The sequence below is a fragment of the Flaviflagellibacter deserti genome (assembly GCF_042652085.1).
Taxonomy (GTDB): Bacteria; Pseudomonadota; Alphaproteobacteria; order Rhizobiales; family Methylopilaceae; genus Flaviflagellibacter; species Flaviflagellibacter deserti.
Genome location: NZ_JBHSJF010000006.1, coordinates 1,637,114 through 1,659,120 on the forward strand (window position 1 = coordinate 1,637,114; position 22,007 = coordinate 1,659,120).

Below are 22,007 nucleotides of genomic sequence, written 5' to 3' on the forward strand. Positions count from 1 at the left end.
TCAGGATGAGGTCAGATGACCACCCTACCCCTCTTCGCCTGGTTGTCGCCCACCTTCCCGGTCGGCGCCTATGCCTACTCCCATGGCCTGGAATGGGCTGTCGAAGACGGCGATGTCCGTGACGAGGCAAGCCTGCTCGACTGGCTAAGGGATACCTTGACCCACGGCGCTGGCCGGAACGACGCGATTTTCCTGGCGGCGACGCACCGAGCTCTAGCATTCGGCGACCTCACCAAAATAAATGAAATCAACGAGCTGGCACTGGCCTTTGCACCATCGCAGGAACTTCGCCTCGAAACCGCCCAGCAGGGCCGCAGCTTCCTCGACGCCGTGCTTGCGGCCTGGCCGCACGATAGCCTGACTGACGCCGCGAAGGGCATTGACGAAATCGCCTATCCGGTCGCGGTCGGGCTTGCCGCCTCGGCCCACGGCATCGCGCGGCAGGCCACTCTGCCGGCCTTCCTTCTGGCTTTCGCGCAGAACCTCGTCTCAGCCGCGATCCGCTCCGCGCCGATCGGTCAGACGACCGGAATGCGCGTCCTGTCCGCCCTCACTCCGCTGGTGACCGAACTGGCCGGAACCGCCGAAAATCTCTCGCTCGACGATGTCGGCAGCGCGGTCTTCCGTGCCGATCTCGGCTCGTTCCGCCACGAAACCCAATACACGAGGCTCTTCCGCTCATGAGTGAACACGGCCCCCTCCGCGTCGGAATCGGCGGCCCCGTCGGCTCCGGCAAGACGGCTCTGATGGAGCAGCTCTGCAAGACCCTGCGCGACCGCTACGACATCTGCGCCATCACGAACGACATCTACACCAAGGAGGATGCCCGCCTCCTGACGGTCGCCGACGCCCTGCCCGTCGAACGCATCATGGGAGTCGAGACTGGCGGCTGCCCGCATACCGCGATCCGCGAAGACGCCTCGATCAACTTGGCCGCAGTCGCCGACATGCGCCGCAAATTTCCGAACCTCGACGTCGTCCTGATCGAGTCCGGCGGCGACAATCTCGCGGCGACCTTTTCGCCGGAGCTTGCGGACATCACGATCTACGTCATCGACGTCGCCGGCGGAGAGAAGATCCCGCGCAAGGGCGGCCCAGGCATCACCCGGTCGGACCTCCTCGTCGTCAACAAGATCGACCTCGCTCCCTATGTCGGCGCCGATCTCTCGATCATGGAAGCCGACACCAAACGCATGCGCGGCACCCGTCCCTATGTCTTCTCGAACATCCGCGCAGGCATCGGAGTCGACGTGATCGCAAGTTTTATTGAGAAAGCGGGCGGTCTCGCCCCAAAGGCGGCATAATCGGGGCATTGATTAGGGTCAAAGACAACGCCCAAACAGCGCCTCAAGGTGCGTGGGTTCAGTGGGAGGCCCTGATGCTTGGCAGCAAAACCGCCACGACTCCGTATTCCGTCCATTTCTTCAAGCGCGTCTGCAACGATGTCGGCCGAGAAGCCAAAGTCCTGCAGCGCACCATCCACGTGCCGGCCGCCGCCTCGTCCGAGGCGGCAATCGACATGGCACGCACGGAAATGACGACGACGCATCGCACGCCTCACTTCCTCGTCGATATGATGGAAGTCGAGGTCGCGGAGCTCGTGAATTAGAGACGATCCTTCTGGTCAGTTGCCCCGCGGCGGCCTATGTCGCTTGCGATGCTGACTTACCGCAAACTGACCACGGCCCAGCGCCGCGCGCTCGACCGCTTCGCCCGTTCGCATGACCTGGAAGCACCGGCCAGTCACTGGCCGGAACTCGGCAGCGCGGACATCACCGCGCTGATCAGTTCCGCTCTTCTCGAAAAGCGCGGCCGCAACGAACACGGCGAACAGCTCTACCGCCTCACCGACGAGGGCACCCGCGTTCATGACGAGATGTGGCGCGACGGCAAGGTGCCGAGCCACCCGAAGACCTTGCCGTTCGATCCGTCGACCCTGCTCGAGTGATCCTGCCTATTCGTCTCGCGACAGTTCCCATCGGGTCAGGATCTCGGCGATATCCTGCTCCATCACCGCCACCCGTTTCGAGAGCGGGCCAAACTCGCGGAGATACTGACGGACGAATGTGCCGTTGTGATAATTCAGCAGCTGGGGAGGCGCTCGCCTGACCGCGTTGCGATACTTGACGTCGCGGCGAAGAAGGTTGTGCAACAGACCCTGATCGCTCGCGATCGAATACCACCGCCTTGCCTTGATGAGATCGTCATCTGAAATCGCCATGAAATCGGAGTACCAGGTCGCCGCGATCTTCCGGCCCCGGCGATCCCCGAGATTGAGCAGGAAGACGCCGGCATTGATCGCCCAGTAATCGTCGCGGCCGGCTGTATCGGCGATCAGCGGCTCGGACCTCCAGCCGATGATCTCCCGGATATCAAACCCGAGATCGTGCACATAGGCATCGGCGTCGAGATAGAGCACCCAGCCCCTATAGCCCTCGTCCATGATCTCCTTGATCAGCGGGATGCGATTATAGGTGGCGTGCCAGGAATAATGACCGCGCTTCAGCCCGACGAAGGACCGGTATTCGAAGCCGTGGCTTTCGCAATAGGCGCGGTTCGCCCGCTCGCCGATCGCCAGCATCGGGGCGTAGATTTCCGCGTCCGATGTCTGCAGCAGCAGAACCTTCGGTTTCGAGCGGAAGCGGAGGAAAGCTTTCATCACCTGCGGACAAGAGCCTAGCACGGCAAGCCGAGCATTCTGCACTCCCTTAAGCTGCGTCTCGATGTCCGCACGATCAGTCGACTAATCACCGGAAGTCGCTAATGTGCGGAGCAGGCGCGCCCTCAACACGCCAGGACAAAGGTTCCTGCCACCGGGGGAGAGCAGCATGAATGCGACCTTCTGGTCCACGAGACGTGGCATTCTGGCCGGCTTGGCGGCGGTTGGTGCCCTCATTCCATTCCGGAGCCGGCCGGCCGAGGCCGAGGGAGACGCCACGCTCCGCCCCTTCCGCGTTGACGTCCCGGTAGATCAGATCGCGGATCTCCGCAGGCGCCTCGCCGCGACCCGATGGCCGGACAAGGAGACGGTCACCGACCGATCGCAGGGCATACAGCTCGCGGCGTTGCAGCAGCTCATCGCCTATTGGGGAACCGAATACGACTGGCGCAAGGGTGAGGCGAAGCTGAATGCCCTCCCGCAATTCATCACCGAGATCGACGGGCTCGACATTCACTTCGTTCACGTCCGTTCCCGTCATGCGAATGCCCTGCCCCTGATCATGACGCATGGCTGGCCCGGCTCCGTTTTCGAGCTGCTCGGCACCGTTGGTCCACTCACGGACCCGGTCTCGCACGGCGGAAGCGCCGAGGATGCCTTGGATCTCGTCCTGCCCTCGATGCCGGGCTACGGATTCTCCGGCAAACCCACGAGTACCGGCTGGGGTCCGGACCGCATTGCCCGAGCCTGGGCCGAACTAATGAGCCGCCTCGGATACACCCGATACGTCGCACAGGGCGGCGACTGGGGCTCACCCGTCTCCAGCGCGATGGCGCGTCAGGCGTCGGCAGGATTGCTCGGCATTCACATCAACCTGCCGGCGACGGTGCCACCCGACATCGCGGCCCTCCTCGCCCGTGGCGCGCCTCCACCGGAAGGACTGTCCGACAAGGAGCGCGCGGCGTTCGAAGCGCTCGACAGGTTCTACAAGATGTACCGGGCCTATGCAGCGCTCATGGGAACGCGACCGCAGGTGATCGGCCAGACCATCACGGACTCTCCGGCCGGTCTCGCGGTCTTCATGTACGACTACAACAACGGCGAGCCGGAACGTCTGCTCCGCAAAGACGACTTCCTGGACAACGTTTCGCTGTACTGGCTGACGAACAGCGCGGCGTCCGCAGCGCGGCTCTATTGGGAGACAAGCGGTCAGAGCGTCATTCTCTCGTCCGCACAAAAGACCTCCGAAATCGCCCTTCCGGTGGCGATCACGGTCTTTCCGGACGAGGTCTATCGCGCACCGGAGACATGGGCGCGGAAGGCCTACCGTAATCTCATCTATTTCAACGAGGTCGACCGAGGGGGGCACTTCGCTGCCTGGGAGCAGCCCGAGCTATTCGCGGCCGAACTCCGCGCGGCCTTCCGAACACTTCGCAATATGCACTGATCGCCGAGTTTCACCGAAGCACGGAGCGTACGACATGAAAGCGGTCCAGTTTATCGCGACAGCGGTCCTCATCGTCGGCGGCCTGACCCTCGATATGGCGCAGTCGCAGCAGCCCGGCGTCAAACGCACCGATCTGCTGCGTCACGACCTCAGCATACCGGGACGCGACGTCGTCCAGGTGCGTGTCGACTTCGCCCCTGGGGTCGCGTTTCCGGCGCACAAGCATCCGGGCGAGGAGATCGCCTATGTCATCGAAGGCCTGCTTGAATATCAGCTCGACGGCAAGCCGCCGGTAATGCTCAAGCAAGGCGAGTCCTTGTTTATTCCGGCCGGCATGATCCATACGGCGAAGAATGTTGGCACCGGCAATGCCGCCGAACTCGCCACCTACATCGTCGAAAAAGGCAAACCGCTCGTCGCGCTCGAACAGGCAAACGCCCCGCCGAAGTGACAGGAGCGCGATCGTGGGAGAGTGGCCGCCTGGTGAAAGGCGTGGTGGGCCCGGCAGGACTCGAACCTGCAACCAGACCGTTATGAGCGGTCGGCTCTAACCATTGAGCTACAGGCCCACGCAAACCGAGCACTCGCATGAGGCGGCCCGCTCGCGCAAGATCGTATGCCTTCATCCCGCCTGCTTTCACCGCTCCTGTTCGCCTCCCGCAAACTGGAGTCTTTCAATGCGCCTCGCGCTTGCCGCCGCGTTCCTCGTTCTGGCCGTTCCCGCGCTCGCCCAACCGGTCCCCCCTCTGCCACCGTCGATCACCGTCTCCGGCGAAGGCAGCGTCTCGGCCAAGCCCGACATGGCTACCTTGTCGTCGGGCGTAGTCACCGAGGCCAAGACGGCTGGCGACGCACTCGCAGCCAATTCGAAGGCGATGGAAACGCTGCTCGCCAGCTTCAAGTCCTCCGGCATCGAGGACAAGGATCTCTCGACGTCGGGTTTCTCGGTCCAGCCAAAATACGATTACCAGCCGAACCGAACCGGTGATCCGCGCATCATCGGCTACACGGTTACGAATACGCTATCGGTAAAAATCCGCGATCTCTCGAAGCTCGGCACGATCCTGGACAAGGCGGTGACCGACGGCTCCAACCAGATCAATGGGCTCAGCTTCGACATCGACAAGAAAGCGCCGCTGCAGGACGAAGCCCGCAAGGAAGCGTTCGCCGATGCCAAGCGCAAGGCCGAGATCTATGCAGAGGCGGCCGGCGTGAAGTTAGGAAAGTTGCGCGATCTTTCCGAACAGGGTGGCGGCTTCATCCCGCCACGGCCGATGGTCATGCGCCCGCAAATGGCGGCCAAGGCCGACTCTGTACCGGTCGCGGAAGGAGAGCAGGACGTCCAGATCAACATCACGGCGACCTGGGAAATCGCCCCCTAGCGTTCGCCCATGGCGCGTCCCTGAAACCCGGCTATAAGGGTTTCGGGGATGGAGGCTGACATGGCGGATGATGGTGAAGTCGCGACCGGGCGGACGACGTCGGTATGGTGGATCGCCGGCATGGTTCTCTTGCTGCTCGCCGGCCTTCCCGTAGCCGCACTGCTCGACCTGCGTGCGCTGTCCGAGGATCTATTGCGCCGTCAGGGCGGCGAGATCAGCCGCATCATCGACGACATGCGCGGCTTCTATTCCGCCGAGGTGGTCGGCCGCGTCCTTGCCGCCAATGGCCAGACGATCAAGCCAACGCATGACTTCCATGCCGTGATTGGCGGCATCCCGATCCCGGCGACCTTGTCGATCGAACTCGGCAACCTGATCAGCAAGCGAAACGACTCGGTGAAATACCGCTTCGTCTCCGATTACCCATTCTCCGGCCGCGGGCCGCGCGATCTCGATCTCTTCGAAACGACAGCGATCCAGCGCCTCAGGAACGATCCGAGCCAGCCGATCATCTCCGTCTCGGGATCGGTGTTCGATCGCGAGATCCGAATGGCCAGTCCCGTCCGGATGGCCGCCGCCTGCGTGGTCTGCCACAACACGCATCCGGAAAGTCCGAAGAAGGACTGGAAGGTCGGCGATGTTCGCGGCATCCAGGAAATCACGATCCATCAGCCGATCGCGGCGAACGTCTTCGCGTTCAAGTTCCTGCTCGGCTATTTCGCGCTGGCGGCTATCATCGGCATCTCGTTCGTGCTGTTCCAGCGCCGCCAGTCGCTCGCAATGGCTGGCATGAACCGCGAGCTAAGCGAGGCGAACGACTTCCTCGCGGCGATCTCGATGAAGATCGCGAAATACCTTTCGCCGCAGATATACAAATCGATCTTCTCCGGACAGCGCGACGTCGCGATCGCAACTGAGCGCAAGCGGCTGACGATCTTCTTCTCCGACATCAAGGACTTCACCGCGACAACCGAGCGGCTGCAGCCGGAGGACCTGACGGCGCTGCTGAACGAGTATTTCACCGAGATGTCCAACATCGCGCTGAAGCACGGCGCGACTGTCGACAAGTTCATCGGCGACGCGATGCTCGTGTTCTTCGGCGACCCGGAAACCAAGGGCGCAGCCGAGGACGCAAATGCCTGTCTCCGGATGGCGGTCGAGATGCAGAAGCGGCTCGTGACGCTAAACGGTGAGTGGCGGCGGCGCGGTGTCGAACGGCCCTTCCAGGCGAGGATGGGCATCAATACCGGCTTCTGCAATGTCGGCAATTTCGGCTCGGAAGACCGCATGGACTACACGATCATCGGTGCCGAGGCGAACCTCGCGGCCCGCCTACAGACCACGGCGGAACCGGGCGGCATCGTGCTGAGCTATGAGACCTACGCGCTGGTTCGCGATCTCGTCCGCGCTCACCCGCTGGAGCCGATCCACATGAAGGGCATCAGCCGCGAGGTGATTCCCTATGCCGTCGACGGCCTGACCGGCGACGAGGAAACCCGGCCGATGGTGTTGAGCGAACAGGCCAAGGGCGTCGAGGTGTTCCTCGACTTCGACGCGATGGATCCGGCTGCCGCGGACAGAACGCGGCGGCTGCTGGAGCAGGCCATCGCGGCGCTCGACGTCAAGACGAGAGCTGTACCCACGACCTAGGCTGCTTTTGGCTGGATCCGGTTGTCGCCGTCGACCATGACGACGCTTGGAACGTGCGTCCGGGCTTCCTCGGCGCTCATGTCGGCATAGGCGACGATGATGACCTTGTCGCCCGGCATGGCCAGACGGGCGGCGGCGCCGTTCAGGCCGATCACGCCCGAGCCCCGCTTGCCCTCGATGACGTAGGTCGCGAAGCGCGCACCGGTGTCGATGTTGTAGATCTCGACGCGCTCGTTGATGAAGAAGCCCGCCGCCTCCGACAGATCACGGTCGATCGAGATCGAGCCTTCGTAATGGAGGTCGGCTTCGGTGACGGTCGCACGGTGGATCTTGCCCTTCATCATGGTGACGTTCATCGCGTGCCTCGTCTTCAGGTTGTCAGGGAGCGCGGTCAGATAGCGGATTGCGGTTGATGGAACAACCGTGTCCCGGTCCGTGTGCGCGATAGCGCATCACGAGAACCGGGTCCCAGCGCATATTCGCGAAGCTCAATGTCCAAAGAGCGCCTGCGGCGCACTCACGTGCTGGGCCCCGGATCACGCGACACGGCGGCACCGTGGGCGGTCCGGGGGACAGACTTCCGTTTTTAGTTCTGGTATTGTTCCCGCGAATCCCATGCCGAAGTTCACTCCCCATCAGGACGATGCGCTGAAGGCCGTCGGCGACTGGCTCAAGGCCAGACCAGGACGCGGCTCGACGCCCCAGATCTTCCGCCTGTTCGGCTATGCCGGAACGGGAAAGACGACGCTTGCCCGGCATCTGGCCGAGGGCATCGACGGCGTGGTGAAATATGCCGCGTTCACCGGCAAGGCAGCTCTGGTGATGCGATCCCGGGGGTGCGAGGGCGCGTCGACGATTCACAGCCTGATCTACAAGGCGAAGGAGAGCGGCGAGGAAACGCCAAATTTCGAGCTCTGGGACGAAGCCCCCGCCTCCCGCGCCAAGCTGATCGTCGTCGACGAGTGCTCGATGGTGGACCAGGAACTCGGCCGCGACCTGCTGTCGTTCGACGTTCCCCTGCTCGTCCTCGGCGATCCGGCGCAGCTTCCGCCGGTTCAGGGTGGCGGGTTCTTCACGAATTCCGAGCCGGACGTGATGCTGACCGAGGTCCACCGTCAGGCGCAGGACGATCCGATCGTACGGCTGTCGATGCAGGTGCGCGAGGGCCGGACGCTGGAGCCGGGCGTCTATGGCGAGACCGAGGTCGTGCCGAAGTCGCAACTTGATCCCGCCCGTGTGCTTGGCGCGGAGCAAGTGCTGGTCGGACGAAACAACACCCGTAAGGCCTACAACAAGCGCATGCGCGAACGGCGTGGCTTCACCGAGGAACTGCCGATGACCGGCGACAAGCTGGTCTGCCTTCGAAACAACCGAAGGAAGGCGCTGTTCAACGGCGGCCTCTGGACTGTGACCGAAAACCGGACATCCAAGTCCAAGCTCGTAACCATGCGGATCAAGCCAGAAGAGGAAGGCGGACGCCGCGAAGTGAAGGTGACGGTGCGTCCGGAATGCTTCCTCGGCGCGATCGAGGATCTGAGCTGGGAGGAGCGTCGGGCCTATGACGAGTTCGATTTCGGCTATGTGCTGACGGTGCACAAATCCCAGGGCTCGCAATGGGACGACGTGGTGCTCTTCGACGAGAGCTTCGCCTTCCCCGACAGCCGGGCACGGTGGCTCTATACCGGGATCACGCGGGCGGCGAAGCGGTTGAGCGTGGTGGTGTGAACTCCGCTATGGCGAACACTAGCGCACCAATGACGGCAGCGACCTTGGGTCGGGTTGACTGGCGCGTAACGGGCATGATCGAACTGCACAGAACTTAGGCAGGCGCAGGTTGAGTCTGCCAGCGAGGATGTGCGCACTCGATGGCCCAGAACTCCGATATGCTGAAGCGGCTCTTCCACGGTTCTCCGCCGGTGAGCGGGCTGGAACGATTTCGAGCCGGCATCGGCGCCCTGATCGGCATTCTGATCACCGGTCTCGTCGCGCGCCTCGCCTTCGGCTCGTTCAACGAACTGCCCTATCTGCTCCCGCCAATGGGCGCGTCGGCTGTTCTGTTGTTCGGTGTGCCGGCGAGCCCCCTCGCCCAGCCCTGGTCGATCATCGGCGGCAATATGGTCTCGGCGCTGATCGGCGTCACCGCGGCCCAATGGATCGACGATCCAGCCATCGCGGCTGCGATTGCCATCGCGTTCGCCATCCCGGCGATGCTCAGCCTGCGCTGCCTGCATCCCCCGAGCGGCGCCGTCGCACTGACCGCCGTGCTCGGCGGCCCGGTGATCCACGCCGCTGGCTATCATTTCCTGCTTTGGCCGCTCGGAGCGAATACGCTGCTGATCGTCCTGGCCGCGCTCGTGTTCAATAATCTCACCGGCCGCAGCTACCCGCATTCGGTGATGCCGGCGACGACGTCTCCAGGCCACGGAACCAGAGACGTGCCGCCAATGTCGCGCATTGGCTTCACATCCGCGGATATCGAGGCGGCGCTCATGGAATATGGCCAGTTGCTCGACGTAGACCGGGCCGACCTCGAAGCGGTGATGCGCAGTGCTGAATTGCGGGCCTTCCGCCGTCGCTCGGGCGAACTGCGCTGCGCCGACATCATGTCACGCGACGTGCTGGCGGTCTCGCCCGGCGAGACATTGCGCGAGGCGCTTCACATGCTGCGCGAGCATCATATCAAGGTCCTGCCGGTGACGGACGAGGACGCGCGTGTGATCGGCATCCTGACCCAGACCGACCTCCTCACCAAGACATCCTGGGGCAATGGTGGCCCCTCGGTCCGGTTTGGCCAGCGGCTCGGCAACGCGGCGCGGATGAAACCGGCGCCGCAGGACGTGGTCTCCGACGTGATGACGACGCCGGTCCGCACAGCCACGCCGAACATGCCGGTCGCCGACCTGCTTCCCCTGATGGCGGATGGTGGCCTCCACCACCTGCCGGTCGTGAACGACCAGGGGCGCCTTGTCGGCATCATTACCCAATCGGACGTCATCGCAGCCCTGTTCGAGGAGAAACTCGAACAGGAGGCCAAGACACCGGCGGCCTGACGCACCGGCTTTTTACAAACAAAAAGGTGCGGGCGTTGCGGCGCCCGCACCTTGGTTCGCTTGGTCGTCGGCTCGAACGGCGGCGCGACTGTGTGGAGGGCGCGCCGCCGGGGCCTTCGAACCTTGCGAAGCCTTACGCCTTGACGGTGGCCTTCTTGTACTTGGCCGCTTCTTCCGACCCGCCCGTGGCGTTGCCCTTCGAGTAGGAATGCGCGCCGACGCCGGCCAGACCGCCGCCCTGGACGATCAGGTATTCGTCGCGGATCGGACGGCCCTCGAAGAAGCATTCGAGGATTTCGCGCGTGCCCGCCGCATAGCGCGTCTGGGCCGAAAGCGAGGTGCCGGACATATGCGGCGTCATGCCCTCATTCGGCATCGTGCGCCACGGATGGTCGTTCGGGGCCGGCTGCGGGAACCACACGTCGCCCGCGTAACCGGCGAGACGGCCGGATTCCATGGCCCGCACGATGGCGTCACGGTCGCAAAGCTTGCCGCGCGCCGTGTTGACGATGTAGGCGCCGCGCTTGAACAGCTTGAGCGTCTCGTCGTTGATCATGTGCTCGGTTTCGGGATGAAGCGGGCAGTTCAGCGTGACCACGTCGCAGACCGGATACATATCCTCGCGCTTCGCATGCCAGATCAGGTTGAGCTCCTTTTCGACCGACTCCGGCAGACGGTGACGATCGGTGTAGTGGAGCTTGACGTCGAACGGAGCGAGGCGGCGGAGCACCGCGAGGCCGATGCGGCCAGCTGCGACCGTGCCGACATGCATGCCCTCAAGGTCATAGGACTGCTTGACGGCGTCGGCGATATTCCAGCCGCCCTTGCGGACGATGTCGTGGGCCGGGATGTAGTTGCGCACGAGGCCGAGGATCATCATCACCACGTGCTCGGCGACCGAGATCGAGTTGCAGAACGTGACTTCGGCAACGGTGATGTTGCGCTCCATCGCGGCCTGAAGGTCGACATGGTCCGAACCGATGCCGGCCGTCAGCGCCAGCTTCAGCTTCGGCGCCTTGGCGATGCGCTCCGCGGTGAGATAGGCCGGCCAGAACGGCTGCGAGATGATGACCTCAGCATCGTGCAGATGCTTTTCCAGTTCGGAATCCGGGCCGTCCTTCGAGGACGTAACGACGAGTTCATGGCCGAGGCTCTTGAGCCACTTGGCGAGGCCGAGGTTGCCGGAGACCGAACCGAGCATTTCGCCGGGCTTGAAATCGATGGCCTTCGGCGTCGGAGCCGTCTGGCCGTCCGAATAGACCTTGATTTCCGGAATGCTGTCACGGGCATATTTCGGCGGGAACCCGGTTTCCGGATCGTCATAAAGTACAGCAACAACCTTCGCCATGCTTTCCTCCTCCCAGAGGATACCGTTCGCGCTGCTCTGCAAGTACAGACAAAGCTATCCTCTTCTCTGGAATAGCTCCAAATCTGGAAAGCGGCAGTTGTTGCGAACATCTGCTGACGCCCACGTGGCATCAGCTTCTGCGAGAGAACATGGCGACCCCTCGCGCAGCCTTCAAACTGATTGTTTTTGTTTTTTGATAGGCTCGGCCTATCAATTCAGGATGTCGAGTTCCAGACGCTGTCGCACGCTCGGCTGGGCTGCCACGGCGCGAAGCGCGCGGGCGAGAGGTTGAAGCGGCTCCCGCTCCGCCACAACAAGGCCGACCTGATGGCTGGCGTCCGGCTCGACGAGTTTGAGCGTCCGCATTCCGCTCAATTCACCTATGACCGCTAGGTAGGTGTGAGGAAGGACCGTCGACCAGCGCATGGTCGTCAGGTGCTGGAGCAGCGCGAAAGGCGAATTGGTCTCGAACACCGGACGGACGACCTGCCCCGCCTCGCGGAAATGCATGTCGAGGATGCGGCGGTTCTGCATGTCGTTGGTGAGGAGCCCAAGCGGGATGCCCGCCGCCTCCTCCCAGGTCACCTTATCGCGGTCGTCGAACGCGCCTCCAGCCGGCGTGACGAGCACATAGTGTTCCTCGTAGAGCGGGAACGTGCGGACTCGGGCCAAGGGTTCGTTGTCGAGATAGGTGACGCCGGCATCAAGCTCGAAGGCATCGAGGCCACGCTGGATCTCGGCCGAGGTCTGCGACAGGACCTGGATCGTGGTGCGCGGGTGAGCTTCCGCGAACGCCTCGGTCAACCAGTGCACGAGCGGGAGCGCGACGGGGATGACACCGATCTGCAGGCGACCGACCAGACCTTCGCGAAGGCCGCCGAGATCCTGGGTCAGGCCCTCGTAATCGGCCAGCACACGCTGCGCCCATGCAAGGACGCGCTCGCCTTCGGCGGTGAAGCCGATGAAGCGATGGCCGCGCTCGACGACGAGGACGCCGAGCGTCTCCTCAATCTGCTTGATGCCGGCCGACAAGGTCGGCTGGGTGACGTTGCAGGACGCAGCCGCCCGGGCGAAGTGCCGTTCACGTGCGAGCGCGGTGAGATAGTGGAGCTGGCGAATGAGCATGGAGAGGACCGACGAAAATCGTCGGCCCTCTTAGCACAACCTGCGGATTTTCCGCGAACTAGCGGACTTCGGCATCCTGCGGCGCGGCATCGAAGCTCGGCGGGTTCTGGCGGAATGCCCTGCCCTTACGTGCCTCGGTCTCGCCGCGCTCGAACAGCGCCTTCATGTAGACGTCGTCGAAGGCGCCCTGCGAAAGCTGGGCGAAATCGCCGCCGATATGGGCGAAATTGATCGGAATCGCGTCACGTTGCGCCGACTGGAAGACCCGCTCGACATCCGCGCGGCCGGTCGTTTTGAGCGCGATGCCGATGGCGCGGCCGAGAACCGACAAAGTGTTCGGCTGCGTCATCTCGAAATGGCGCACGATCTGGCTGTTCAGGATGAGATAGACGCCCTCGGACGGCAGATGCATGAAGCTCGAACCGTCCATCCACCCGTCTGGAGCCAGATAGAATGGCCCGCCGACGCTGCCGTCGAGATGCACTTCGCGGACGCAATGGCCGTTCGCCTCGAAGTCGAAGGTGACCGGTGGGAACAGGCCCGGTACCGACGTGGATGCGAGCAGGACGTTGCGGAACAGGGCGAGTCCGTCCTCGCCGCCGTGCTTGGCGATCGCGCCCATGTTCCAGACCGTGGTGCGCTCGGAATCGAGGCTGACCGTCGTGACGAACAGACGGCGGCCCTTGTCATATTCCTTCGCGATGGCTTCGAGCAGTTCAGGTGTGACCTGCTTCGCGATCGTGTCCTTGAGTGGCCAGGTGTCGAGGAGGCTCTGCGGGGTCGCCGCATCCTCGAAGACGTCCCCGGCATTGATCGTCGTGTAGCTCTCGCGCAGATGCTGGTCGTAGTCCTTGCCGAGGAAGGCGAAGGGCGCGATTAGCGCGCCCGTCGAGGCTCCGGTGACCACGGAGAATTGCGGACGGTCGTCGCGCTCGCTCCAGCCATTGAGGATGCCGGCGGCATAAGCGCCGTCTGCCCCCCCGCCTGACATGACGAGCCATGGGCCGGGCTGCTTCGGCACGGCATTGAGGAAGGCCTTCTCATCGTCGCCGAAGAAGCGCGCATCCGGAATGCTCGGATACGTGGCCTGATCCTGTTCTTCTAGCGTGAAGGCGCGGCGGCCATCAGGCGTCTCGCAATCCGAGGCGGCGTAGGCCGGGGATATGCTCGAGGTTGCCGTGAGGGCGGCGGTGAAAAGGAGAGTGGCGGAGGAAATGGAAGCGACTTTTGTCATGATCGCTAAACGCGAAAAACCCCGTCAGGGTCCGCTCTGCACCGCGACCTGATGCCCTAGCAATTAGGCCTAGACCGCAGATGATGCAGCACTATCCCGCACGCGGTCCCGACGTTGAGGGAGTCGAAGCCTTCCGCCATCGATATGCGGACGGTCGTGGAACGGGCGAGGACTTCGGCGGGCAGTCCGGGGCCTTCGGCGCCCATGAGGACGGCGGAGCGTGCGGGCGGTTTGAGCTCGGTTAGCGTTAGATTTCCCGAGGGCGACAGAGCGAACGGAGTGAAACTGCCCTGCCCCAATGCCTCGAACAATTCATCGTTCGACAAGAAGCGGGCCGACGGGACGCTGAGCACGGCGCCGACCGAGACGCGGATCGCCTTGCGGTAGAACGGATCGCAGCTTTCCGGATCGAGTAGGACCGCGTCCGCGCCGAAGGCGGCAGCGTTTCGAAAGATGCCGCCGATATTGTCATGGTTGGCGATTCCTATGGCGACAACGACAAGCGCATTGTCGCTCAGAGTCGACAGTAGCTCGACAGTGGTCGGCTGAAGTCCGCGCTCTGCGATTGCGAGGATTCCGCGGTGGAGATGGAAGCCCGCGATGGCGTCGAGGACTGCCTGAGTCCCGGCATAGACCGGGACGTCATAAGGAAGCTCGGACAGAAGGGCCGCGAGCTTTTCGATCCTCTTGCCGTCGATCAGAACCGCCTTTGGCTTGTGGCGCGTCGAACGGATGAGCATGCGAAGCACAACCTCGCCCTCTGCGATGAACTGGCCCTCGCGGCCAACGAGGTCGCGCTCGCGCACGGCGCGGAAGGCTGAAATGCGGGGGTCATCGGGGTCGTAGACAAAGAGCGGAAACATCACGCGCTTATACACGCAACCGTTTGCCCGCCGCGCCGTTCTTTCCGGCACGGGAGAATGCGATGAGACATCTCGGATTGGGAATTGCGGTTCTCGCGGCCTTGGCTTCGCCAGCCGTGGCAAAGGGGCTGTCGCCCGACGACGTGAACGGCGCCAGCCTGGAGAACGGCGAGCCGTCGAAGGCCGCCATCCTGAAGGCGCAGGTCCTGCTCGACCGGGCACGCTATTCGCCCGGCGCGATCGACGGGATCAGCGGCGACGCCACCGAGATCGCCCTGAAAGCATTTCAGGTCGACAAAGAATTGAAGCCGACCGGCAAGCTCGATGCCGACACGCTCGGCAAGCTGACGGAGGCCGACTCCGCCCCGATTATGATGCGTTACACGATCACCGCCCAGGACTTGAAGGGCCCGTTCGCCGAGAAAATTCCCGACGACATCGCCGAGAAGGCGAAACTGGATCGCCTCTCCTACACGAGCCTGCGGGAAGAGCTGGCCGAACGCTTCCACATGGACGAGGAACTTCTCAAGGCTCTGAATCCTGACGCCGATTTCGGCAAGGACGGCACCGAGATCGATGTGGTCTCCGTCGAAAAACAAGAGGGCCGCGCCTCCAGTTCCGAGGCCGCGGCCGAACGCCTCGTCGTCGACAAGAGCGAGCGGACGCTTCGTGTCTTCGGCAAGGACAACAAGCTGATCGCCCTCTTCCCCGCGACCATCGGCAGCAAGGACAACCCGGCACCGGACGGCGAGACCAAGATCACTCGCGTCGCCAGAGTGCCGACCTGGAACTACGACCCGAAGCTGAAGCTCGAAGGCGAAAAGGACCGCCCCGACGAGCCGATGACGGTGAAGCCCGGTCCGAACAATCCGGTCGGCGTTGTGTGGATCGCGCTCGACCGGGATCATTTCGGCATCCACGGCACGCCTGAACCCGAGAAAGTCGGCAAGAACCAGTCGAGCGGCTGCGTGCGCCTGACGAACTGGGACGTCGAGGAACTGGCGGGAATGGTGAAGAAGGGCGTTCCGGTGATGTTTGAGGAGTGAACCTCGTTCAAGCCGCCCTCACTCTCCTCCGCTGGTCTGCGGACGATCTATCGTCCGGACTCACACCCTCGGAATTGCCGATGCCTCCGGCCAGCCGACGCGTGCTGTCTTGAACCACGATGCCGGCCGCGCTCTTCGCTAGCGATTTCCGCCACCCTCACATGCAAAGCCGGCGTTGGCATCCAATGCGCCTCTACCTTCAACGGTGGACGATAAAGAGCGGACCAACTTCGTGTGGTTAAACGCGCGATAAGAAATGAGGCTTTGGCTTAACCCGTTGGTCTGAGAGGCTCTGCTGACGGGCGCAAATTGCCTGCTGACCCCTCAAGCATCCCCGTCGAGCAGGCGGGCCGCCACGCTTCCCCTGGACTGCGTGGCGGCCATCCGTGTCCAGCGCTGCAGTTGCCACGCGGCCCGCGCGATGGAGGTCGAGGAAATTGTAACCTCGCCGCCCGCTGAGAGAGTCGACGCCGCCATCACAGTCCTCGATCGAGAAGTCCCCCGGCGACGCCGACGCGATTGGAGCGATTTCGGCGGATGATCGTCATCTGCAAACATCTCCAGTCAGCGCACCCGACTGTCGACGAACCAGACCACCGCGATGCCGATCCAGTAGCAGACGATGTCCCACCAGGAGAAAGTACGGCCGAGCATGATCGCGCCGACCTTGGTGGCGCGGACCGCTTCCAGCATGGGCAGATGCCAGAGTTGGCTCAGCTCGACCACGGCGGCGAGAATAAGCGCGACGAAACCCAGGATGATCAGCCGGCCGTTCGGCACAATGACCAGCAGGATGAGCAGGAAGAGCGCGCCCCACATAACCGAGCCGCCCCACCTCTCGACGGACAGGCTCAGATCAAAATAGCCGTTACGAAGCAACAGGCCGGCCCCGATGACCGCGAGGACCCAACCGAGATAGCCAAGCCTGAGCGGCAGCGACATGACGGCGTCCCCTCCCTAGGCCGCAGCCTCAACACCAACCCAGATCATGGACAGAGATGGCGTCGATTCGAATAGAGCCGCCGCAACACGGATCGGCTCAATCCTCGCCCTTCATCTCCACATGGAAGTGGTGCAGCACCCGGTGGAAGATCGGCGACAGGACGAAGCCAGTGGCGATGACGATCATCAGGCCGGAGAAGATGGCGTAGCAGCCGGCGAATATCTTGCCGGCTTCGGTGTGGAGTTCGCCGACCGGGCCCATGCGGGACAGGATCATCGCCGCGTTCACGAAGGCGTCGATGAGCGACATGCCTTCCGACAGCATGTAGCCGGCGATGCCTATCGCGAGGCCGAACGCTGTCAGCCCGAACCAGATACCGACCGCCTTCGCCATGCGATTGGCGAACTGGCGGCGGGTGATGACTTTCTGATTGCTGCGTTCGAAGCGGGTGAGCATTGGGGCCGTCATGCTCCGGTGGGACCGGAGCGCGCATCGGACGGTGGATGCGTCCTCCGGTCAAGCCGGAGGACGACGCTCAAATCAATTGTCGAGGAAGCTGCGGAGCTTACGCGAGCGCGACGGGTGCTTCAGCTTGCGCAGCGCCTTTGCCTCGATCTGACGAATGCGTTCGCGCGTCACCGAGAACTGCTGGCCGACTTCTTCCAGCGTGTGGTCGGTGTTCATGCCGATGCCAAAGCGCATGCGCAGCACGCGCTCTTCGCGCGGCGTGAGCGTCGCCAGCACGCGGGTCGTCGTCTCGCGCAGATTCGACTGGATCGCGGCGTCGATCGGCAGGATCGCGTTCTTGTCCTCAATGAAGTCGCCGAGGTGTGAATCCTCCTCGTCGCCGATCGGCGTTTCGAGGGAGATCGGCTCCTTGGCGATCTTCAGGACCTTCCGCACCTTCTCCAGCGGCATGGCCAACTTCTCGGCCAGCTCTTCCGGAGTCGGCTCGCGGCCGATCTCGTGCAGCATCTGGCGCGAGGTGCGGACGATCTTGTTGATCGTCTCGATCATGTGCACCGGGATGCGGATCGTACGCGCCTGGTCGGCGATCGAGCGGGTGATGGCCTGCCGGATCCACCAAGTGGCGTACGTCGAGAACTTGTAGCCGCGACGGTATTCGAACTTATCGACGGCCTTCATCAGGCCGATATTGCCTTCCTGGATGAGATCCAGGAACTGCAGGCCGCGGTTGGTGTACTTCTTGGCGATCGAGATGACGAGGCGGAGGTTCGCCTCGACCATTTCCTTCTTGGCCTGACGGGCTTCCTTTTCGCCCTTCTGCACCATCTGGACGATCTTGCGGAACTCGGCGATCTCGAGACCGGTCTCGGCCGCGAGAGTCTGCACCTCGCCACGGATGTCCTTGATGACGTCCTTGTCGCCGGCGACGAATTCCTTCCAGCCGCGACCGCCCAGCTTGCCGACGCGGCGAAGCCAGTTCGGATCGAGCTCGGAGCCCTGATGCTCCTTGAGGAACTGGACGCGGTCGACGCCGTAGCTGTCGGCTAGACGCATCAGCCGGCCTTCGAGCGACACGAGGCGCTTGTTGATGTCGTAAAGCTGCTCGACGAGCGCTTCGATGCGGTTGTTATTCAGCGACAGGGACTTCACGTCGACGACGATCTGATCCTTGAGCGTCTTGTACTTCCGCTCCTGGGCCGGCGTCAGGCGCGCATTGAGCATGCGCTGCTCGACGTTCTGGTCCTGCAGGCGGCGGAGCTTCTTGTAGTTGTCGGCGATGCTATCGAAAGTCTCGACGACCTGCGGCTTCAGCTCGGCTTCCATGGCGGCGAGCGAGGGATTGCCCTCCTCATCCTCGTCCATGTCGCCGTCGATCGGTGGCGCGTCGGCTTCCGGCAGCGCCTCTTCGGCCATGGCATCGCCACCGACGGGAGCCGGGATGGCCTTGCCCTCTGGGCCCGCATAGGTGGCCTCGAGATCGATGATGTCGCGCAGCAGGATCTTGGCTTCCGCCAATTCGTCGCGCCAGATGATGATGGCCTGGAAGGTCAGAGGGCTTTCGCAGAGACCCGCGATCATCGCCTCGCGACCGGCCTCGATGCGCTTGGCGATCGCGATCTCGCCCTCGCGAGACAGCAGCTCGACCGAGCCCATCTCGCGCAGATACATGCGGACCGGATCGTCGGTGCGATCGGACGGTTCTTTGGCACTGGACGTCGCGACAGCGCGCGGCGACGCCTCGACGATATCGCCGCCGTCATCGTCGTCGTCGTCGTCACTGCTCCGCTCGGCGGCTTCCTCGGCTTCCGCCTCTTCGGCGTCGACGACATTGATGCCCATCTCGTTGAGCATCGACATGATGTCTTCGATCTTGTCGGGGTCCGTCTGGTCGGAAGGAAGGACCTCGTTCAGTTCGTCATGGGTGACATAGCCGCGCTTCTTCGCGGCTTTGATCATCCGACGTACCGACTGATCGTTGAGGTCGAGGACAGCACCATCGGGCGCATCAGCGGCCGGGGCTTCCTGCGTTTCTTCCTTGGTCGCGACTTTGTTTGCTACCATGTCGTCCGTATCTCTCGCGGGGCGCGGGGGTGCCCGGCGTTCATGTACCGTTCAGCTATATAGCGCGAACCGCGCTCGGAAACATCCGCAGCGAATCACTATATCCGACTGTCCGCCGGCTGCGTTAAGCGCGAATTAACCGTGCCGAAAACGCAAGCCACATCAGAGACTCCGTGCAGGCCGCCCTGATGCAGCGCCGAAACCCTCGATAGCGGCTTCGGTGCCTTCGACTTTGCTCAATTGGTTTTGAATATCGACGAGGTGGGAAAAATTCTCCTCGGTCGTATCCTGCCCCAGAGCGGCCTCGGCCGCTCGCAGCTCCTTATGTAGCGCATGGGCCTTCTGGTGCAAGGCGAGGCTATGCAGGAAGCCGGTCTCCGCGTCCAGATCATCCGCTGTGGCGGCCGCCCACCAAAGGCCCGGCGTCAGCGCGGCCTCGGCGCGCGCGAGCGAGGCCGAGAGGCCGGCGCGGGCAACCGCGCCCTCCATCATTTCGGAACTCTGGGCCTCGTCGTGGGCCGCGGCATCGATGGCGACGCGCCGCAGACGATCGAGTTCGGGCGAGGTCAGTTCGAGTTCCGATAGGGTTTCGGCGTGACGGTCGAGCAGACGTGGATGGCGGATCAGCGCGATGAGCAGCGCCGCCTCGCGGACCTTGGTGATGGCTCCCGAGAATTGCGGGCTCTGGCGCAGGCTCGAACTTGCGCGGAGCGGCTCGACTCGATGACCGACACGCGAAGGGCGGCGGTCGGAAAAACCGCCCTGCCCGCGCGGTCCACCACGTCGCTGATAAGCCACCGGCACCGGCGGCGCGAATATCTGCAGCTTCTCGGCGATGGCATTGCCGTAATGGCGGCGCACGCTTTCGTCGGAGATGGCGCGGACCAATTCGCGCAGACGTGACTCAAGGGCGGCACGGCGCTCCGGCGTATCGACCGGCTGGGCGTCGATCTCGCGCTCCCACAGCACCTCGACCAGCGGGCGGGCGCGCGACAGCACCATGTCGACCGCCTCACGCCCTGACGAGCGGACGAGATCGTCTGGATCCTGCCCATCCGGCAGGAACGCGAAGCGAAGTGAACGGCCGGGCTTGAGATGCGGCAGGGCGACGTCGATGGCGCGGTGGGCGGCGCGCTGGCCGGCTTTGTCGCCGTCCAGGCAGAGGATCGGCTCGGGCGCCATCTTCCAGAGAATATCGAACTGGCTCTCGGTGAGCGCGGTCCCCAGCGAGGCGACCACGTTGGCGATGCCGGCCTGGGCCAGAGCGATCACGTCCATATAGCCCTCGACTGCGATGACGGTATCGGTTTGGTGGACGGCGGCGCGGGCGCGGTGGTGGTTGAAGAGAACCGCGCCCTTGTGGAAGAGCGAGGTCTCGGGCGAGTTGAGATATTTCGCCGGGGCGTCGGCCTGCATGGCACGGCCGCCGAAGGCGATGATCCGCCCGCGCACATCGTGGATCGGGAACATGATGCGGTCGCGGAAGCGGTCGAACGGCTCGGCGACGTCATCGCCGTGGACAAGAAGCCCGGCCTCGATCATATCGCCGACGGACACGTTCTGCGCGGCGAGGTGCGATTTCAGTGCGGTGCGGTCGGAAGGCGCGTAACCGAGGCGGAAATTGGTGCGCGTCTCTTGGCTCAGTCCGCGCTTGTCGAGATAGGCGCGGGCATTGGTCCCTGCCCGTCCCGCGAGGCTCGCCTGAAAGAAGGCCGCGGCCATGTCCATGACGTCGTTTAGGCTGGCGCGGCGCTGGGCGCGCTCGATCTCCTGCGGCGCGGATTTCGGGACTTCGAGGCCGGCCATTCCGGCCAGACGCTCCACCGCTTCAGGAAACGTGACGCCCTCAGTCTCCATCAGGAAGCGGAAGATGTCGCCGTGCTTGCCGCTGGAGAAGCAGTGATAGAAGCCCTTCTGGTCGTTGACGAAGAAGCTCGGCGTCTTCTCCTTGTTGAAGGGAGACAGGCCGGCCCATTCGCGGCCCTGCTTCTTCAGCTTCACCCGGCGGCCGACGACGTCCGACACCGGCAGGCGTGCGCGGATCTCGTCAAGAAAGTCGGGTGTGAAGGCCATAGTATGGTTATAGCGTAGGATCGAGCCGAAAGGTGGCGGACCGGCTTTTCCACAGGCGCACGAACTACAATGGATCCGATGAAGGCGCTTTACGAGAAGCTGGCTCACCAAGTCGAGCTCTCTGTCCAGATTTCACCGGAACGCCTTCGCATACGGCCGACCGATCCGACGGGCTTCTCGATCGAAGTGACTTTCGAATGCGATGAGTGGATCGCTTATTGTGGCGACGCTGGCGTTCATGCCCATTTCGACGACCCACAAGGAGCCTTCGATTTCGTAATGTTGGCCCTGTCTCCGGAGTTCGAGCTCTTCGAGGTCTGGGAGGATGGGCAATATCGGTATGGAGGAACGGGCCCCCGCGGCACCGGCAAGGGCTTCTACAAAGGCCTGCGACAGGTCCGCCGCTTCACGAATAATCTCGATCCAGCGAACAGCGGCTTCGACTTAACGGTCGAACTGATCCGGGTGCGCGAGAGCGATGGCGCTCGTGCCGTTCTCGATCGCATTCCGCTGGCCGCCGACGACCTCCAGAAGGTCATCCCGAGGGCCAAGCGTTTCTTCGAAACGGCCGACCTACCGCAGAAACCGGATGGCTTGAGAATATTGGATGATCGCGGGGGCGAGTTGTTCAGCTGGCGTCCCGAAAGCAACGACTGAG

The 22,007-nt window shown here is 63.4% G+C and carries 22 protein-coding genes and 1 tRNA gene; 12 read left to right on the forward strand and 11 right to left on the reverse strand.

Annotation, left to right across the window (positions count from 1 at the left end):
* Positions 1 to 15 precede the first annotated feature (15 nt).
* The 4 genes from ACFPFW_RS15075 to ACFPFW_RS15090 all read left to right on the forward strand — a co-directional run bounded on the left by ACFPFW_RS15075 (position 16) and on the right by ACFPFW_RS15090 (position 1,948).
* Entirely contained in the window at positions 16 to 684 is a 669-nt protein-coding gene (locus tag ACFPFW_RS15075) for an urease accessory protein UreF (protein WP_114958067.1), read from the forward strand.
* Positions 681 to 1,304: an urease accessory protein UreG gene (ureG, locus tag ACFPFW_RS15080; RefSeq protein WP_114958066.1), complete on the forward strand. Its 624-nt coding sequence runs from the start codon at positions 681 to 683 to the stop codon at positions 1,302 to 1,304. The genes ACFPFW_RS15075 and ureG overlap by 4 nt, the downstream gene beginning before the upstream one ends.
* 74 nt (positions 1,305 to 1,378) lie before the next feature.
* A complete protein-coding gene (locus ACFPFW_RS15085) occupies positions 1,379 to 1,609 on the forward strand; it encodes a hypothetical protein (RefSeq protein ID WP_114958065.1) in 231 nt (76 codons plus the stop codon).
* 36 nt (positions 1,610 to 1,645) lie between these two features.
* The gene (locus ACFPFW_RS15090) at positions 1,646 to 1,948 is read left to right on the forward strand and encodes a hypothetical protein (protein WP_114958064.1); all 303 of its coding nucleotides are present in this window, start codon (positions 1,646 to 1,648) and stop codon (positions 1,946 to 1,948) included.
* Between the two features lie 6 nt (positions 1,949 to 1,954).
* On the opposite strand, the gene ACFPFW_RS15095 is transcribed toward ACFPFW_RS15090, so the two are convergent.
* Positions 1,955 to 2,659, reverse strand: coding sequence for a hypothetical protein (locus ACFPFW_RS15095; RefSeq protein WP_114958063.1), 705 nt, complete (start codon positions 2,657 to 2,659; stop codon positions 1,955 to 1,957).
* A gap of 169 nt (positions 2,660 to 2,828) precedes the next feature.
* Between ACFPFW_RS15095 and ACFPFW_RS15100 the strand changes: the two genes are divergently transcribed.
* Both ACFPFW_RS15100 and ACFPFW_RS15105 read left to right on the forward strand, forming a co-directional pair.
* Positions 2,829 to 4,106: an epoxide hydrolase family protein gene (locus tag ACFPFW_RS15100; RefSeq protein WP_114958062.1), complete on the forward strand. Its 1,278-nt coding sequence runs from the start codon at positions 2,829 to 2,831 to the stop codon at positions 4,104 to 4,106.
* Between the two features lie 34 nt (positions 4,107 to 4,140).
* Positions 4,141 to 4,557, forward strand: a complete 417-nt coding sequence (locus ACFPFW_RS15105) for a cupin domain-containing protein (protein ID WP_114958061.1) — start codon at positions 4,141 to 4,143, stop codon at positions 4,555 to 4,557.
* Positions 4,558 to 4,599: 42 nt separating this feature from the next.
* Here the strand turns inward: ACFPFW_RS15105 and ACFPFW_RS15110 are convergent.
* Positions 4,600 to 4,675: transfer RNA gene (locus ACFPFW_RS15110), tRNA-Ile, on the reverse strand.
* A 108-nt stretch (positions 4,676 to 4,783) separates the two neighbouring features.
* On the opposite strand from ACFPFW_RS15110, the gene ACFPFW_RS15115 reads away from it, so the two are divergent.
* Both ACFPFW_RS15115 and ACFPFW_RS15120 read left to right on the forward strand, forming a co-directional pair.
* Positions 4,784 to 5,488: an SIMPL domain-containing protein gene (locus ACFPFW_RS15115; protein WP_114958060.1), complete on the forward strand. Its 705-nt coding sequence runs from the start codon at positions 4,784 to 4,786 to the stop codon at positions 5,486 to 5,488.
* Positions 5,489 to 5,548: 60 nt separating this feature from the next.
* A complete protein-coding gene (locus tag ACFPFW_RS15120) occupies positions 5,549 to 7,138 on the forward strand; it encodes an adenylate/guanylate cyclase domain-containing protein (protein ID WP_114958059.1) in 1,590 nt (529 codons plus the stop codon).
* On the opposite strand, the gene panD is transcribed toward ACFPFW_RS15120, so the two are convergent.
* The gene (gene panD, locus ACFPFW_RS15125) at positions 7,135 to 7,494 is read right to left on the reverse strand and encodes an aspartate 1-decarboxylase (protein ID WP_114958058.1); all 360 of its coding nucleotides are present in this window, start codon (positions 7,492 to 7,494) and stop codon (positions 7,135 to 7,137) included. The two genes, ACFPFW_RS15120 and panD, sit on opposite strands and share 4 nt — an antisense overlap.
* Positions 7,495 to 7,753: 259 nt before the next feature.
* On the opposite strand from panD, the gene ACFPFW_RS15130 reads away from it, so the two are divergent.
* Complete coding sequence (locus tag ACFPFW_RS15130; protein WP_114958057.1) at positions 7,754 to 8,863, forward strand: ATP-dependent DNA helicase; 1,110 nt, start codon at positions 7,754 to 7,756, stop codon at positions 8,861 to 8,863.
* A 140-nt stretch (positions 8,864 to 9,003) separates the two neighbouring features.
* Positions 9,004 to 10,188: an HPP family protein gene (locus ACFPFW_RS15135; protein ID WP_114958056.1), complete on the forward strand. Its 1,185-nt coding sequence runs from the start codon at positions 9,004 to 9,006 to the stop codon at positions 10,186 to 10,188.
* A gap of 133 nt (positions 10,189 to 10,321) precedes the next feature.
* Here the strand turns inward: ACFPFW_RS15135 and ACFPFW_RS15140 are convergent, their stop codons facing one another.
* The 4 genes from ACFPFW_RS15140 to ACFPFW_RS15155 all read right to left on the reverse strand — a co-directional run bounded on the left by ACFPFW_RS15140 (position 10,322) and on the right by ACFPFW_RS15155 (position 14,758).
* Complete coding sequence (locus ACFPFW_RS15140) at positions 10,322 to 11,536, reverse strand: NAD-dependent formate dehydrogenase (protein ID WP_114958055.1); 1,215 nt, start codon at positions 11,534 to 11,536, stop codon at positions 10,322 to 10,324.
* A 210-nt stretch (positions 11,537 to 11,746) separates the two neighbouring features.
* Entirely contained in the window at positions 11,747 to 12,661 is a 915-nt protein-coding gene (locus ACFPFW_RS15145) for a LysR family transcriptional regulator (RefSeq protein ID WP_114958054.1), read from the reverse strand.
* A gap of 58 nt (positions 12,662 to 12,719) precedes the next feature.
* Positions 12,720 to 13,895 carry a patatin-like phospholipase family protein gene (locus ACFPFW_RS15150; protein ID WP_114958053.1) on the reverse strand — a complete coding sequence of 392 codons (1,176 nt, stop codon included), beginning with the start codon at positions 13,893 to 13,895 and terminating at the stop codon, positions 12,720 to 12,722.
* Between the two features lie 56 nt (positions 13,896 to 13,951).
* Positions 13,952 to 14,758 (reverse strand): TrmH family RNA methyltransferase, encoded by an 807-nt coding sequence (locus tag ACFPFW_RS15155; protein WP_114958106.1) that lies wholly within the window; start codon positions 14,756 to 14,758, stop codon positions 13,952 to 13,954.
* A gap of 62 nt (positions 14,759 to 14,820) precedes the next feature.
* Between ACFPFW_RS15155 and ACFPFW_RS15160 the strand changes: the two genes are divergently transcribed.
* Positions 14,821 to 15,804 carry a L,D-transpeptidase family protein gene (locus ACFPFW_RS15160; RefSeq protein WP_114958052.1) on the forward strand — a complete coding sequence of 328 codons (984 nt, stop codon included), beginning with the start codon at positions 14,821 to 14,823 and terminating at the stop codon, positions 15,802 to 15,804.
* A gap of 564 nt (positions 15,805 to 16,368) precedes the next feature.
* On the opposite strand, the gene ACFPFW_RS15165 is transcribed toward ACFPFW_RS15160, so the two are convergent.
* The 4 genes from ACFPFW_RS15165 to dnaG all read right to left on the reverse strand — a co-directional run bounded on the left by ACFPFW_RS15165 (position 16,369) and on the right by dnaG (position 21,349).
* Positions 16,369 to 16,746, reverse strand: a complete 378-nt coding sequence (locus ACFPFW_RS15165) for a ribosomal maturation YjgA family protein (RefSeq protein WP_114958051.1) — start codon at positions 16,744 to 16,746, stop codon at positions 16,369 to 16,371.
* Between the two features lie 97 nt (positions 16,747 to 16,843).
* On the reverse strand, positions 16,844 to 17,203 hold the full coding sequence (locus ACFPFW_RS15170) for a hypothetical protein (protein ID WP_114958050.1): 360 nt from the start codon (positions 17,201 to 17,203) through the stop codon (positions 16,844 to 16,846).
* Positions 17,204 to 17,287: 84 nt separating this feature from the next.
* Positions 17,288 to 19,276 carry an RNA polymerase sigma factor RpoD gene (gene rpoD / locus ACFPFW_RS15175; protein WP_114958049.1) on the reverse strand — a complete coding sequence of 663 codons (1,989 nt, stop codon included), beginning with the start codon at positions 19,274 to 19,276 and terminating at the stop codon, positions 17,288 to 17,290.
* A 162-nt stretch (positions 19,277 to 19,438) separates the two neighbouring features.
* Positions 19,439 to 21,349, reverse strand: coding sequence for a DNA primase (dnaG, locus tag ACFPFW_RS15180; protein WP_114958048.1), 1,911 nt, complete (start codon positions 21,347 to 21,349; stop codon positions 19,439 to 19,441).
* Positions 21,350 to 21,418: 69 nt separating this feature from the next.
* Between dnaG and ACFPFW_RS15185 the strand changes: the two genes are divergently transcribed.
* On the forward strand, positions 21,419 to 22,006 hold the full coding sequence (locus ACFPFW_RS15185) for a hypothetical protein (protein WP_114958047.1): 588 nt from the start codon (positions 21,419 to 21,421) through the stop codon (positions 22,004 to 22,006).
* Position 22,007 lies beyond the last annotated feature (1 nt).